Annotated in this window: 11 protein-coding genes; 5 read left to right on the plus strand and 6 right to left on the minus strand. The window is 63.2% G+C overall.

The annotated features are described in order from the left end of the window. Positions 1 to 44 precede the first annotated feature (44 nt). From CR103_RS04170 to CR103_RS04180, 3 genes are all read left to right on the plus strand, one after another. Positions 45 to 2,360, plus strand: coding sequence for a TonB-dependent receptor (locus CR103_RS04170; protein WP_370659417.1), 2,316 nt, complete (start codon positions 45 to 47; stop codon positions 2,358 to 2,360). A 373-nt stretch (positions 2,361 to 2,733) separates the two neighbouring features. Next, positions 2,734 to 3,372 carry a class I SAM-dependent rRNA methyltransferase gene (locus tag CR103_RS04175; protein ID WP_099914758.1) on the plus strand — a complete coding sequence of 213 codons (639 nt, stop codon included), beginning with the start codon at positions 2,734 to 2,736 and terminating at the stop codon, positions 3,370 to 3,372. Positions 3,373 to 3,474: 102 nt separating this feature from the next. Further along, entirely contained in the window at positions 3,475 to 4,596 is a 1,122-nt protein-coding gene (locus CR103_RS04180; RefSeq protein WP_099914759.1) for a type IV pilus twitching motility protein PilT, read from the plus strand. Positions 4,597 to 4,734: 138 nt separating this feature from the next. Here CR103_RS04180 and CR103_RS04185 read toward each other — a convergent pair whose 3' ends face one another. From CR103_RS04185 to CR103_RS04200, 4 genes are all read right to left on the minus strand, one after another. Next, positions 4,735 to 6,009, minus strand: coding sequence for a cytochrome c (locus CR103_RS04185; protein ID WP_099914760.1), 1,275 nt, complete (start codon positions 6,007 to 6,009; stop codon positions 4,735 to 4,737). After that, a complete protein-coding gene (locus tag CR103_RS04190; RefSeq protein ID WP_099914761.1) occupies positions 6,006 to 6,731 on the minus strand; it encodes a c-type cytochrome in 726 nt (241 codons plus the stop codon). Before CR103_RS04190 ends, CR103_RS04185 begins: the two co-directional genes overlap by 4 nt. A gap of 259 nt (positions 6,732 to 6,990) precedes the next feature. Further along, positions 6,991 to 7,575, minus strand: a complete 585-nt coding sequence (locus CR103_RS04195) for a 3'-5' exonuclease (protein ID WP_099914762.1) — start codon at positions 7,573 to 7,575, stop codon at positions 6,991 to 6,993. Positions 7,576 to 7,583: 8 nt separating this feature from the next. Next, positions 7,584 to 8,171 carry a ProQ/FINO family protein gene (locus CR103_RS04200; protein WP_099914763.1) on the minus strand — a complete coding sequence of 196 codons (588 nt, stop codon included), beginning with the start codon at positions 8,169 to 8,171 and terminating at the stop codon, positions 7,584 to 7,586. A 572-nt stretch (positions 8,172 to 8,743) separates the two neighbouring features. Here CR103_RS04200 and rpoD point away from each other — a divergent pair. Further along, the gene (rpoD, locus tag CR103_RS04205) at positions 8,744 to 11,311 is read left to right on the plus strand and encodes an RNA polymerase sigma factor RpoD (protein ID WP_099914764.1); all 2,568 of its coding nucleotides are present in this window, start codon (positions 8,744 to 8,746) and stop codon (positions 11,309 to 11,311) included. 110 nt (positions 11,312 to 11,421) lie between these two features. Further along, positions 11,422 to 11,607, plus strand: a complete 186-nt coding sequence (locus tag CR103_RS04210; RefSeq protein WP_099914765.1) for a DUF2164 domain-containing protein — start codon at positions 11,422 to 11,424, stop codon at positions 11,605 to 11,607. On the opposite strand, the gene CR103_RS04215 is transcribed toward CR103_RS04210, so the two are convergent. Next, a complete protein-coding gene (locus tag CR103_RS04215; RefSeq protein ID WP_099914766.1) occupies positions 11,576 to 12,424 on the minus strand; it encodes a DMT family transporter in 849 nt (282 codons plus the stop codon). The genes CR103_RS04210 and CR103_RS04215 overlap by 32 nt on opposite strands. A gap of 206 nt (positions 12,425 to 12,630) precedes the next feature. Continuing rightward, positions 12,631 to 13,884 carry a YsnF/AvaK domain-containing protein gene (locus tag CR103_RS04220; protein ID WP_099914767.1) on the minus strand — a complete coding sequence of 418 codons (1,254 nt, stop codon included), beginning with the start codon at positions 13,882 to 13,884 and terminating at the stop codon, positions 12,631 to 12,633. Between the last annotated feature and the right edge of the window lie 28 nt (positions 13,885 to 13,912).

Below are 13,912 nucleotides of genomic sequence, written 5' to 3' on the forward strand. Positions count from 1 at the left end.
CCGTTCAAGAAACAACAAAACGCATGCTGCAAAAGGCAATCACCATGAGATTTTTTCTCACCCCGATCGCTGCCACGATCGCTGCCACGTCAATGGCTAACATGTGCTCGGGCGCATTTGCGCAAGATGGGGCAGACGCGCCGGCCAGGACGATGGGCACGGTCATCATCGCCGGTGGCCGGCCGACGTCGCTGCCGACGCAAATTCCCACTACCATCGAGGGCATCAGCGGGCGGCAGATCGAGCAAACCATCAACGCCAGCGACAGCGAAGATGCGTTGAAATATTTGCCGAGCCTGCTGGTGCGCAAGCGCTACATCGGCGACTACAACCATGCGGTGCTGTCGACCCGGGCGTCGGGCACCGGCAACAGCGCGCGCTCGATGGTCTACGCCGACGGCATCCTGCTGTCGAACTACCTCGGCAATGGCGCCGGGTTCACGCCGCGTTGGGGCATGGTCACGCCGGAAGAGATCGAACGAGTCGACGTACTGTATGGACCGTTCTCGGCAGCCTACGCCGGCAATTCGGTGGGGGCGGTGGTCGACTACGTGACGCGCATGCCGATGAAACTCGAGGCCCACGTGAAGCTTGGCTACGCGACCCAGAAATTTGACCTGTACAGTACGAGCGAGCGCGACGCCGGCAAGCAGGCCAGCGCCTCGGTCGGCAATCGCAGCGGCAAGTTCGCCTGGTGGTTCAACGTCAACCGCCTTGACAGCACCGGGCAACCGCTGGTCTTCGCCAACCGGCAATTGAGCGAGGGCGGGACGCCGACGGCTGGCTGGCCGATCGTCACCGGCGCCGTCGCGGGCCAGAACAACAGGGGGAAGGACTGGTGGCTGCTCGGCACCACGACCAGTTACCATACGGTGCAAGATCATGCCAAACTAAAGCTGGCCTATGACATCACGCCGACGATGCGCGCCAGTTACACGCTGGGCTGGTGGAAGAACGATACCGACGGCAGCGCGCGCAGTTACTTGCGCGATGGCGCCGGAAATCCGGTCTACGCCGGCAATGTCATCATCGGCGCCCGCCAGTACAACCTCAATTCGCCAAGCCTCGCATTCGCGCCCAATTTCAACGCGCTCGAACACGCGATGCATGGTCTGTCCGTCAAGACCAACACCAAGGGCGTGTTCGATTGGGAGCTTGCGGCCAGCCGCTACGACTATCATCGGGACATCCTGCGTGCGCCAACAGCCGATTTGCCGGCAGCGTTCGCCGGCAAGGTGGCCATCGGCCGCATCACCGACATGGACGGCACCGGCTGGCACACGCTCAATCTGCGCGGCACATGGCGCCCGGCCGGCATCGACAGGGGCGTCGGCGCGCACGTGATCGACTTTGGCTACCAGCAGGACGGTTACCGCTCACGCACGCTGGTAAGCGACACCAGCGACTGGATCAACGGCGCCCCCGGCAAGCGATTTTCCGCCTTCAATGGCAACACCGCGCTCAAGAGCCTGTTCGCGCAAGATACCTGGGCCATCTCCCGCAACTGGACAACCACGCTGGGCGCGCGCTACGAGCGCTGGCGTGCCTACGGCGGCGAACTGGGCAACGCGGCCAGGATAATCCCGTTCGGCCAGGAGCACAGCGAGGCGTATTTCTCGCCAAAAATGGCACTGGCCTACCAGATCAACCCGGATTGGGTGTTGAAGGCGTCGACCGGCCGCGCGGTACGGATGCCGACGGTGGGCGAGCTGTACCAGGGTTCAATCATTGGCGACACCATCGTCAACACCGACCCGAACTTAAAGCCCGAAACATCATGGACCAGCGAACTGAGTGCTGAGCACACCACCTACAACGGCATGCTGCGCGCCACGCTGTTCTTCGAGCGCACCCGCGACGCCCTGTACTCGCAGGCGCTTACAAACACCGTGACCACGGTGCAAAACGTCGATGCGATCCGAACCAACGGACTGGAGCTGTCATGGCAAGCGGTCAACCTCGGCATCAAAGAGCTCGAGCTGAACAGCAGCGCAACCTATACCGACTCGATCGTCACCGCCAACAGGAACTTCGCGGCCAGCGTCGGCAAGCAGCAGCCGCGCGTGCCAAAATGGCGTGCGACCACGGTAGCGAGCTACAAGCAGAGCGACCGCCTGACGTACACCGTGGCGGCGCGTTACAGCGGCGTGCAATACGGGCAACTGGACAACAGCGATAGCAATGGCTTCAGCTACATGGGCTTCAGTAAATTCTTTGTCGTCGACGCGCGCGTGCGCTTCAAGCTCGACAAGCATTGGAGCGCGGCGCTCGGGATCGATAACCTGAATAATTACAAGTACTGGGCATTCCACCCGTATCCCCAGCGCACCGTGGTAGCCGAGCTGAAGTTCGACCTGTAGGCGACTGTTCGGTTGTCCTGAAAACGCCGTTCGTTTCGGTCTCGATGCGGCCGCTGCCTGGCACCTTCTCCGAACGCCAGTCCCCGGCCTGCGCCAGCGTCAGGGGGATGCCGCCGCCGAGGGCGCACAACACGATCGTCACGCCACGGAAGCGGGTGTTGGCGGGGCGCGGCGAAGTCATGCTGGTTTCCTTTGGGTGAATGAGGACAATCTGCTGACCATCTAGTAAAAAAACCGCCTCCGGTCCGGCTGGCGTTTGCGACAGATTGCGCCCCAGCGGCCACAGAATGCAAATGTAAGGCCGCGAGGCAGTATCATGGCGGGCCGCCGGTGTGACAAACGCGCACCCGGCTTGTCAATTCACTGGAATCTCATGCTTATTATTACCATCAAACAGGGCAAGGAAAAGAGCCTGCTGGCCGGCGAACCCTGGATCTACGCGTCGGCGATCGACAAAGTCGACGGCAAGCCGAACGAAAAAATGAAGGGCGGCGCCACTGCCATCGTGCAGTCGTCGTCGACCAAATTCCTGGCGCGCGCCGCCTACAATTCGAAGTCGCAAATCCGCGCACGCGTGTGGACGTTCGACGAAGCGCAGCCGGTCGACCATGCGCTGATCAAGGGCCGGGTGCAGGCGGCGCTCGTCAAAAGCGCACCGGCGGCCAAAAAAGCGAAGCCGGACCAGGTCGTAAAACTGGTGAACGCTGAAGCGGATGGCTTGCCCGGCCTGGTGGTCGAGAGCTTCGGCGGCAAGCACGGCTACCTGGTCTGCGAGTTCCAGGCCGCCGGCGTCGACGCCTGGAAAGTGGCGATCGTGCAGGCGCTGATCGCCGGCACCGGCTGCAACAACGTCTACGAACGTTGCGACGACCTGGTGCGCAAGGGCGAAGGCCTGCCGCTGGTGGCCGGCGCGCTGGCCGGCGAGGAGCCGCCCGACGAAGTGATCGTCAGCGAGGGCGGGGTGAAGTTTTCGCTCGACCTCAAGAGCGGCCACCGCAACCGCTTCCGCTAGTTGTGAGGACGAGATTTATCTTTCGACAATGCAATTCTTTGCTGTTGCTGGTCTTATAATTGGCGCCATTCCCCACCTTCGATTAGTTGAGAACCCAGCCCGATGGAAAATCACCAGTCTTCGCAGATCCGCACCCTGACCTACGTCGAAAACGAAGACCATCCGGTATTCGGCACCCTCGTCGAGCAGATTTTGCACCTGCTCAATTCGCGCCTGATTTTCAGCGACATCATCATCCACCAGAACAGTCCGCTGATGCTGCGCCAGCCGAAAGGGCTGGTGGCGGTGACCGATTCGCCCATCACGAAGGAAGAGCTGGAAGAGTTTTTCGAAGTCATCGAGCCGAACTGGGCCGAGCGAATCGCCGACCGCGCCTTCGACCGCTCGATCGACCTGCACACCGCGCGCATCCGCGCCAACTGTTTTACGTTTCAAGGCAAGAAGCGGCTCGGCTGCGTGATCCGGCGCTTCCCGAAGGAGCCAATTCCCCTTGCCGAGCTCGGCCTTCACCGCGACGAGCAGGCGTTCGCCAGTCTGACGTCCGGCCTGGTGCTGATCATCGGCGACACCTGCCAGGGCAAGTCGACCACGATCGCCTCGATGCTCGACGAAATCAACAAGCAGCGCTCGGGCCACATCATCACCATCGAAGATCCCGTCGAGACCCTGATCCCCCAGCGCAAATGCATCATCACCCAGCGCGAAGTCGGGCTTGACGGCGACGTCGAAAGCTATTACCTGGGCGCCCTCGACGCGCTGCGCGAGCGGCCGGACGTCATCGTGATCGGTGAAATCCGCGATGCCCAGACGGCGCAGGAAGCGCTGGCGCTGGCCGAATCGGGCCCGCTGGTGCTCGCTTCGCTGCACGCGCGCTCGACCGAACTGGGATTGCAAAAAATGCTCCGGCTGCTGGGCAATTCGGAAGCGCAGTCGCAAGCGCTGGCGCATGCCTTGCGCGGCGTGCTGTGCCAGGCGTTGTTGCCTTCGTCCGAAGGCAACCGTTATTACCTCGCCACCGAATGCCTGACGCCGGGGCCAGCCATGGTGCGCATTCTCGAAACCGGCAACATTGCCGGCATCCGCGAGCACATGAACCACACCGTTGACGTCGGCTGCCACACGATGAACTCGTCGCTCGAGCAGCTGCTGTCAGGCCACAAGATCAGCGTTGACGACGCCCGCAACGTCACCACCGACCGTATCGGTTTTGCCGACATGGTGTAAGGGGTCAGACCCGTTTTTCATGATGTAAGGGGTCAGACCCGTTTTTCGTTCGGCAAAACAAAGGCTACACCGTAGATCAATGGGGTCAGACCCCTATTTGTTTTGGTTTTCCGCCAATTAATCCGAATTTTCTTCGACTCAATCCAGCGGCGTACTGCGGTAGCGGTTGACTTCGCCGGCGTTCACCGGCGGCGCGTCGTTGCCCCAAGACGCCCGCACGTAGGTGACTACCGCCGCCACTTCCGCGTCATTCATCAAGTGACTGTACGGCGGCATGCCGTAGGGGCGGGGATTGGCGGCGGTGCCGGGCGCGAAGCCGCCGTTGAGCACAATGCGCACGGCGTTGACCGGGTTGTCCATCGTGATCGCGCGGTTGCCTGCGAGCGGAGGATAGGCCGGCGCCAGGCCACGGCCGTCGGCGCCGTGGCAATCGACGCAGTGGGTTTCATACAGCTTCTTGCCTTGCGCAACGAACTGGTCGACCTGCGGACCCGTCGCTTTTTCGCGGGCTTCGGTGTTGGTGGCGGGCAGCGACTTCAGGTAAGTCGCCATCGCCGTGACGTCCGCTTCCGACACGTGCTGCAGGCTGCGCGCGACCACCTCGGCCATCGGGCCGAATACGCTCGCTTGCGGCGACACGCCGGTCTTTAACAATTGCACGATATGCGGCACCTCCCAGCTGCCCAGGCCTGCTTCGGCGTCGGACTCGAGCGACGGCGCGTACCAGCCAAGGGTGGGAATCAGGCCGCCGCCGAGCCCCGCTGCGACGGCGCCGGCGGCGTTGCGGCTGCTGTGGCAGGCGCTGCAGTGTCCCAGTCCTTCGACCAGGTAGGCGCCGCGATTCCACACCAAGGATCGAGCGCGCACCGGCTCGAACACGCCCGGCTTGAAATACAGCAACCGCCAGCCGGCCAGTGCGGCCTGCTGGTTGTACGGGAAGCGCAGCGCGTGCGCCGTGTTGGCCTGTTTTACCGCGGGCAGGCTGCGCAGGAAGACGTACAAGGCATCGGCATCGGCGCGCGTGACCTTCGTGTAGTTGGTGTACGGGAAGGCCGGATACAGTAATCGGCCATCGCGCGACTTGCCGTTATGCATGGCGCGCCAGAAATCATCCGCATTCCAGGCGCCGATGCCGGTGTCGCGGTCGGGCGTGATGTTGGGGACGTACAGCGCGCCGAATGGCGTGCCCATCGCGCGCCCGCCGGCATAGGCCGGCCCGCCGCGCGCGGTGTGGCAGGCCATGCAGTTGCCGGCGCGCGCCAGGTAGGCGCCGCGCGCGATGTTGCCGGGTGTTGGCGCGGTCGCTTCGTTTGATGCGGACGCCACGAACTGTTCGCGTGGCCAGGCAATGATGACGGCGATCAGGGCGACGGCGAGCAGTGCGGCAAAGACGGTGAAAAATGTCTTTTTCATGGCGCGTGGTCCGGGGAACTGCCGCACGCCAGCGGCAGCGGGCGCTTGATGGCGGCGGCCGCTGCTGGCGCCGGATCGGCCGGCAGCGCCCGCGCGCCGATCCAGTGCGAGATGGCGGCGACGTCGTCCAGGCTCAGGCGGTTGGCGATGTCGGCCATGCAGTCGGGCGCGCGGGCGCGGCGCGTGTTGTTCTTCCACGCGCCGAACTGGGCGTTGACATAGTCGCGCGGCAGTCCGGCGAGGCCGGGGATCGCGGGCGCGACGCCGGTCAGGCGCTCGCCGTGGCAGGCGATGCAGGCTGGCACCTTGATGGCCTTGTCACCCTGGGTCACCAGCATTCTGCCGCGCTCGAGCACCGCCTGCGACACCGTTGTCGGCTGCACCGGCGGCGCTAGCAGGTGCTGGTTCGAAAAGTAGTCGGCGATCTCGCGCAGGTAAGCGTCGGGCAGGTTCTCGACCATGTAGGTCATCAAGGGATATTGGCGACGGCCATCGCGAAAGTTGACCAGTTGGTTGTACAGGTAGCCGGCCGGTTTGCCGGAGATGCGGGGAAAGAAGGCGTCGGTTCCCTGGTTTTTCGCGTGGCACGACGTGCAGGCGATGACGCGCTGCGCCATCGTATCGGGCAGTACCGCCGGGCGGTCGGCGGCCAAGGCTGGCAGGGCGGCAGCGCAACTGAAGACCAGCGCGGCCAGGCAGGGCAGGGGTGCAGGCAAGGACATTGGCGTATTCATTGGAAAATCGCGGCGGGAGGGCGCGCAGATGTCAGCATAGCGTGTTTGGCAAGATCAGGTCGGGCTACACGGGCGTGCAGCAAGCAGCGATTCGCGCGAGCGCAACACGGCCGCTTTGATCGCACAGGCGGTCGCGTCGGCGCAGATCGTATGGCGCGCAGTGTGTGCCGGGGCTGGCGATGAAAGTTAAGTAAGCTGGCGTGCCTGGCGACCAGGCCGACTTGTCGGCCCTGGCACGTCGGGCGGACTATTCGGCGGCCTGGTCCAGGCGCCAGCGTCGGTAAATTTTCAGCGCCACATGCGCATCGTCGGCCGCATACAGGATCTGCTTTTCCGACAGCCGCGGCAAGGCCCAGTTGGTGGTGGTGATTTTCTTCGACTTTTGCAGCTTCTTGCCGAAGAAGCGCGCCACTGCCGTCTTCGCGCCCAGCGTGTTGCGCTCGTTCTTGCGCAGCGCGGTGGACAGGTCGAGCACGTTGCCGGTCTCGATGCCGAGCTTGGCACGCAGCCGCTTGACGTCGTCCGACAGACCGAAGCCGACCTTCAGGACCGCAGTGGACTCGAGCACGGCTTTCAAGACCGCCACCGCCGGCATGGCGCCGATCTGGAACAGGTAGGCGCAATCGTCGGTTGCCAGCTGCACCAGGTGCGGGCCGGTCGACAGTTCGCCTTTCAGGAACGTCGGCTTCGATTCGGTATCGAAGCCGAGCACGTCGGCCGCCATCAGGGCGGTCATTGCCTCGGCTGCATCTTTGTCGGACTTGACGATGCGAACGTCGGTCAGCTTGATGCCATCGTACGGCGGCAGCAGTTCTTCCTGCTCGGGCAGCATGGAACGGCTTAGGCGTTGCGGGAAAACTTGGAAGCCAGTTGCAGCAGTTTTTCCTGGCGCAGGCGGTTCGCTTCCTCGGCTTGCTCTGCCTCGCGCTCGGCTTGGCTCGCTTCACGTTCAAGCTTTTTGCGGTCGGCTTCTTTCTTGAAGCGCTGCTGCAAGACTTCCTTGGCGTGCTGGCGATGGGTGTCGGCCACTTCGGCACCGGCGGCGCCGTCGAGGTCGTAACGCACGGTGGCTTTTTCCATTGCGCGCAGGTAGCGCAGCGAACCGGTGTGGATGCCGAGCGCTGCGCGCATGGTCTTGCGGTCGAGCTCGGGCAGGCGCGCGAGCAGCTGCTTGTCGATGCCGATGGCGAGCGGCAGGCAGTTGCGGAAGGCCGTGAACTGGTGTTGCAGTTGCTTGAGCAACGAACGCGCACTCAGGGCGGGCGCAACCGGCGCGCCGGCCGCGGCGGCAACACGGCTGTCGCCAGCCGGGGTGTCGAGAACGTCGGTGGCAGGGGTGGCAACAACTTCTTCGGCGACAAGGGTGTCGGCGACTTCGATGGAATGGGTGTCGACGGTTTCGACGACGACTGGGCTAATTGGATTCATTGACTTCATAGTAAGCGCTGGAGCCGGAAGGATAGCATGGGTTATTTCGTATGTGCTGCGGCAATTCGCGGACGTGTTGTTTTGCCACGGTTGACGCAGCGCCATTTCGCGTTGCCAAACAGCGGCAACGTGCGAAATCGTGTATGATCCGCCCCTTGCTCTGCGCACGGCTTGCGGTGGCGCAGATGTGCCGGCGAGGTTTGGAGGAAATGAGTATTGCCGGAGAGTATGCGATTTCGTTATATCCGACATTGGATATGTCAATTATCGCAGCACCTTTCAGTAAGGCATAATTGTACGTGTCTCTTTCTATTTTCTTCGGATAATAGATTTAAGCCCGGTTCATTGAGCGGGCTTTTTTTCTTTCTGCCATGCACAGCGCCATATTGATCACAGCATACCTGATTTCGCCAGCCTGACCCGGCCTTCGACGCATTGCGTCGTGCTTGAATTATGGTCGCCCCGCCCGCAGTTGAGGGGCAACCCTGAACACCACCTTCCATCGGCCCGCTTCTCCGGGCCACGATGATTATTGACTTCGCTGGCGCGCACCGCCGCGACTGGAGAGTTTTATGACGAAGAGCACCGCCAAGACCTTGACCTTGACCATCGCCAAGGCGCCGCGCAAAGCCGCCGCGCCTTTGGCCGTGCCGAAAACGGCGACGTCGTACATCCTCGAGGGAGAGGCAGCGTCCAAGGTGACGGTCGTCAAAACCCGTTCGCGCCTGGCGGCAGTAGGGCCGGCGTCGCAGGCCGACGTTGCCTCGGTCGCCACAGCAGTGGCAAAAGCCGGCAGCGAAGCAGAACAGGTCGCGCCGTCCGCGCCGACCGGCGTGGCGCCGACGGTGGTGCGCAAGCGCGTCTCGAAGCTGGCCGGGGTCAATGCGGCCGTGTCGAATGCGGCAGCGGCCAGCGAAGTGCTGCAGAGCGCCGTGGCGGCCGAGCCGGCCGTGGCAAAAGTGCTCAAGCCGCGCGTGGTGCGCAAGATCGACGTCGAGCCGACCGTGATCCAGACGGCCGGGCAGTCGGTCAGCCAGACCACCGATGCGGCCACGCTGGCGGCGATCGATACGTCCGGCTACCTGCTGCCGTCGATCAAGGTGCCTGGCCGCCGTGGGCGCAAACCGAGCGAATTTACGCCTGAAAACGACGAAGTGGCCGGCATCAACGCGGTCGAGCGCGCCGAACTGAAAGCAGTGTCGAAGGCGCGCGAGCGCAAGGCCAAGGTCGGCTTGGCCGGCGCGCTGGTGGGCGATCCGAAGACCTCGGAAGCCGACCTGGAGCGTCGCCGCAACCAGATCAAGAACCTGATCAACATGGGCAAGGACCGCGGTTACCTGACCCATGCCGAGATCAACGACCAGCTGCCCGAGAACATCATCGATCCGGAAGCGATTGAAGGCATCATCGCCACGTTTAACGACATGGGCATCGCGGTGTACGAGCGCGCGCCCGATGCCGATACGCTGCTGCTGACCGACAATGTGCCGACCGCGACCAGCGACGATGAAGTCGAAGCGGCCGCCGCGACGGCGCTGTCGACGGTCGACTCCGACTTCGGCCGCACCACCGACCCGGTGCGCATGTACATGCGCGAAATGGGCGCTGTCGCGCTGCTGACGCGCGAAGGCGAGATCGAAATCGCCAAGCGCATCGAAGGCGGCCTGAAAGACATGGTGCAAGCCATTTCCGCATGCCCGACGACGATCGCGGAAATCATCGCGCTGGCCCACAAGATCGAGCGCGACGAGATCAAGGTCGATGAAGTGGTCGATGGATTCGTCGACCTGAACGAACCGTCGGCGCCACAAACGCCCGCCCCGCACGTGGCGGCTGGCGACGACGATGACGAGGAAGAAGAAGAAGCCGAGGAAGAAGACGGCGACGCCAATGGCGGCGCAGCCGGTTTCTCGGCCGAGCAGCTGACCCAGCTCAAGCGCGGCGCGCTGGAAAAATTCCACCTGATCGAGGCGCAGTTCGAAAAGATGGCCAAGGCGTTCGAAAAAGACGGCTACGGCTCCAAGAACTACGTCAAGGCGCAGGAAGTGATCTCCAATGAGCTGCTCGGCATTCGTTTCACCGCGAAAGTGGTCGAGAAGCTGTGCGACACCTTGCGCGGCCAGATGGACGAAGTGCGCCACATCGAAAAAGCGGTGCTGGCGATCTGCGTCGACCGCTGCGGCATGCCGCGCGCCCACTTCATCAAGGTGTTCCCGGGTTGCGAGACGGACCTTGAGTGGGTCGACCGCGAAGTCGACTGTGCCTATCCGTACAGCGCCGTGCTGGGTCGTAACGTGCCGGCCATCAAGGAGCACCAGAAGCGCATGATCGCGCTGCAGGCACGGGTGGCGCTGCCGCTGGCGGACCTGCGCAAGATTAACAAGCAGATGGCGGCCGGCGAAAAACGCGCGCGCCATGCCAAGCGCGAAATGACGGTTGCCAACTTGCGCCTGGTGATTTCGATCGCCAAGAAGTACATCAACCGCGGCCTGCAATTTCTCGACCTGATCCAGGAAGGCAATATCGGCCTGCTGAAGGCAGTCGACAAGTTCGAGTACCGCCGCGGCTACAAGTTTTCGACCTACGCGACCTGGTGGATTCGCCAGGCCATCACGCGTTCGATCGCCGACATGGCGCGCACCATCCGCGTGCCGGTGCACATGATCGAAACGATCAACAAGATGAATCGCATCTCGCGCCAGATCATGCAGGAAACCGGCAGCGAGCCGGACCTGGCGACCCTGGCGCTGAAGATGGAAATGCCGGAAAACAAAGTACGTGAAATCATGAAGATCGCCAAGGAGCCGATCTCGATGGAAACGCCGATGGGCGAGGATGGCGATTCGCAGCTGGGCGACTTCATCGAGGACAACGCCACCTTGGCGCCGCTCGACGCCGCGCTGCACGCTTCGATGCGCAACGTCATCAAGGAAGTGCTCGATTCGCTGACCCCGCGCGAAGCGAAGGTGCTGCGCATGCGTTACGGCGTCGAGATGTCGAACGACCACACGCTCGAAGAGGTCGGCAAGCAGTTCGACGTCACGCGCGAGCGGATTCGCCAGATCGAAGCGAAAGCGATGAGCAAACTGCGCCAGCCGTCGCGTTCGGACAAGCTGAAGAGCTTCTTGCACAACCATTAATCGAGGAGGCGGCGCGCGTCGCCGGCAAGCTTGAACCGAAACCGCGTTCGCCGAAAGGTGGACGCGGTTTTTTTATTTGCGTCGCCGCCGCGCCGCCAGCCGATCGGGTAGTGCGCCTGGCAGGCTCGCTGCAACGGTACTGCGCGCAGAACCTGGACGAGGACGTCGGCAGCCTGAAGGCGCGCATGCTGCTTGATTTTTGCCTGCGCGAAATCGGCCCGTCGATCTACAACCAGGCGGTACGCCTGGTGCGCGCCGCCGGGCTTATGCTTTGGCCGAACGCGGGGCCAGCGTGATCAGCGCGATGCCGCCCAGGATCGCAATCGAGGTCAGCAGCAGCCGCAGCGTGATCGCTTCGCCCAGGAAGATGATGCCGCCGAAAGCGGCGAGGACCGGCACGCTGAGCTGGACTGTTGCCGCGGTGGTGGCATTCAAGCCGCGCAAGGCGGTGTACCAGACGGCGTAGCCGACTCCCGATGCGAGGGCGCCGGAGGCGATCGCCAGGCCGATTCCCGCCGCGTCGCCAGAGTGGCGGGCAACCATGACGGCGCTGAGCGCAATGGCAAACGGCACCGCCCGCACGAAGTTGCCTGCTGTAATGCGCGTCGGATCGGCGGCACCCTTGGCGCGCAGCGAGTACACTCCCCACGCAACGCCGGCGCTCAGCATCAAGGCGGCGGCGGCCGGCGGCGGCGCCGACAGACCGGGCAGCAACAGGCCGAGGAGGCCGGCCACGGCCAGCATCAAGCCTGCCAGCTGTTGCCCGCGCAACCGTTCGCCCTTCCACAAACCGAAGCCGATCATGGTCGTCTGCACGGCGCCGAACAACAGCAGCGCGCCGGTCGCGGCCGACAGGCTGACATAGGCGAACGAGAAACAGGCCGCGTACGCGAACAAGGCGAAGGCGGAGGTCCAGCTGCCGGCGGGGCCGGCGCGGTCGCGTTTGACGCTGACGATCAGCCACAGCACAAGGGCGCCGGCAAGCAGCCGGATCGACGTGAAGGTGGCGGCGTCAATGCCGGTATGCACGAGCGCCACACGGCACAGCAGGGAATTGCCGGCGAATGCGATCATGGCCAGCGCTGTGAGCAAGGCAATCTGTTTCTGCGGCATTGTGCATCCTCTGTGTTCACCGGTTTTTTACCCCGGCTACGGGACCGAACCGGTTTCCTGAAAAAATTACAGCAAAGATACACTGGCCGTGCCGCCAATGGTAAGCATTCTTGTTTTTAGGCGTAAAAAAACCCGCTGCTTCCGGGGAACAGCGGGCTGCCATCAGACTGGTTTTGTCGCCCTGTCGTACGGCGGACGTCACAAAATCAGGAAGTCATTTTTTCCCAGCCGTGACGCACCGAGCCCTTCATTTTCTCCCAAGTCGAGGTCGAACCGGGATTGCGGGTTTCCCAATCGCTGCGCAGTGACGGTTCGACGTCGTTCCATGCGCGGCCGCGATACTGGTCGTTGCCGGCCATGGTCGAGCCGTAGCCGTAGGCAGGCGCGTAATCCTCATAGCGGCCGCCGGCGCTGGCGTAGTTGCTGTTGAAGTGGTTGCGATAGTAGGTGTCGTCCCCGGTCATGCCCGTGCCCATGGCTGAGCCCGTGCTCGTGCCGGTGCCGGTGCCGGCGTCGAGCTGTTCGATTTCCACTTCGGTGTGGCGCACGGTGTCCGAGACTTGCTGCTCGATCTGGGTGACATCCTTGCCGACGACGACTTCCTCGACCACGCGGGCGGTCTTTTGAATGACAACTTCTTCGGCCGTTTCGTGCAGTTCGATCGTTTTTTCCTGGAACGCGGCCAGGTCGGCAGGGGTGGCCGGCTGGTCGACCGGGTGCCGCTCGATGCTGACGTGCTCCTCGCGCAGGTTGACCGTTTCGCTGACCGGGGTTTCGACCATGCGCTGGAATACCCGCACGCCGCCTCGCTGGACTTCGCGCTTGCCGACCTGCAGCTGTTCCTGGATGACCGGGATCGCGGTGCTTTCGCCGGGAGCGAGTTGCTGCGAACCGCCCGTCGCCGAACCCTGCTGACTCGACATCGAACCTTGCCCGCTTTGCTGCGACAGCAGTGCCGCCTGCTGCTGCGAGCCGGTGCTTGAACTCATTGCACCGCCAGCCATGGCGCCGCCGGCCATGGCACCGGTTGTGGCGCCGCCGCCCCATTGCGACGTTTTCTCGTCGATGTCGATCGGGCCGAAGCGTTCGATCAGGTCGGCTGCGCGCTCGACTTCCGGCAGGGTGGCGGTGCTGACCGTCAGCACGTGGCTGCCGCGGGTGACCGCTTCTGAATATTTGCGCGTCGGTTCGTCATGATCGCTGCCGAACAGGTCGGAAAAGAAGTTCTTGATGCCGGAGCCGAAGCCTTCGTCGGTGGCGCCAGTAGTGCCAGTAGTGCCGGTGATGCCGGTGGTGCTGGTGGTGCCCATGGAGCTGGTCGGGCTCATGGCGCCGGTGGTGTCGCCGGTCTCCTGGCTCATGCGCACTTCCTGGCTGGAGAAACCGGACGCCAACAATTCTTCCATCGCTGACTGCGCATCGGCTCGGTTATCGAAAACGGCTACGAGTGTGTGTTGCATGGTGAATCCTCCTAAGGTTAGGAAACGT

This window comes from Massilia psychrophila (assembly GCF_002760665.1).
Classification (GTDB): Bacteria; Pseudomonadota; Gammaproteobacteria; order Burkholderiales; family Burkholderiaceae_D; genus JAFCUW01.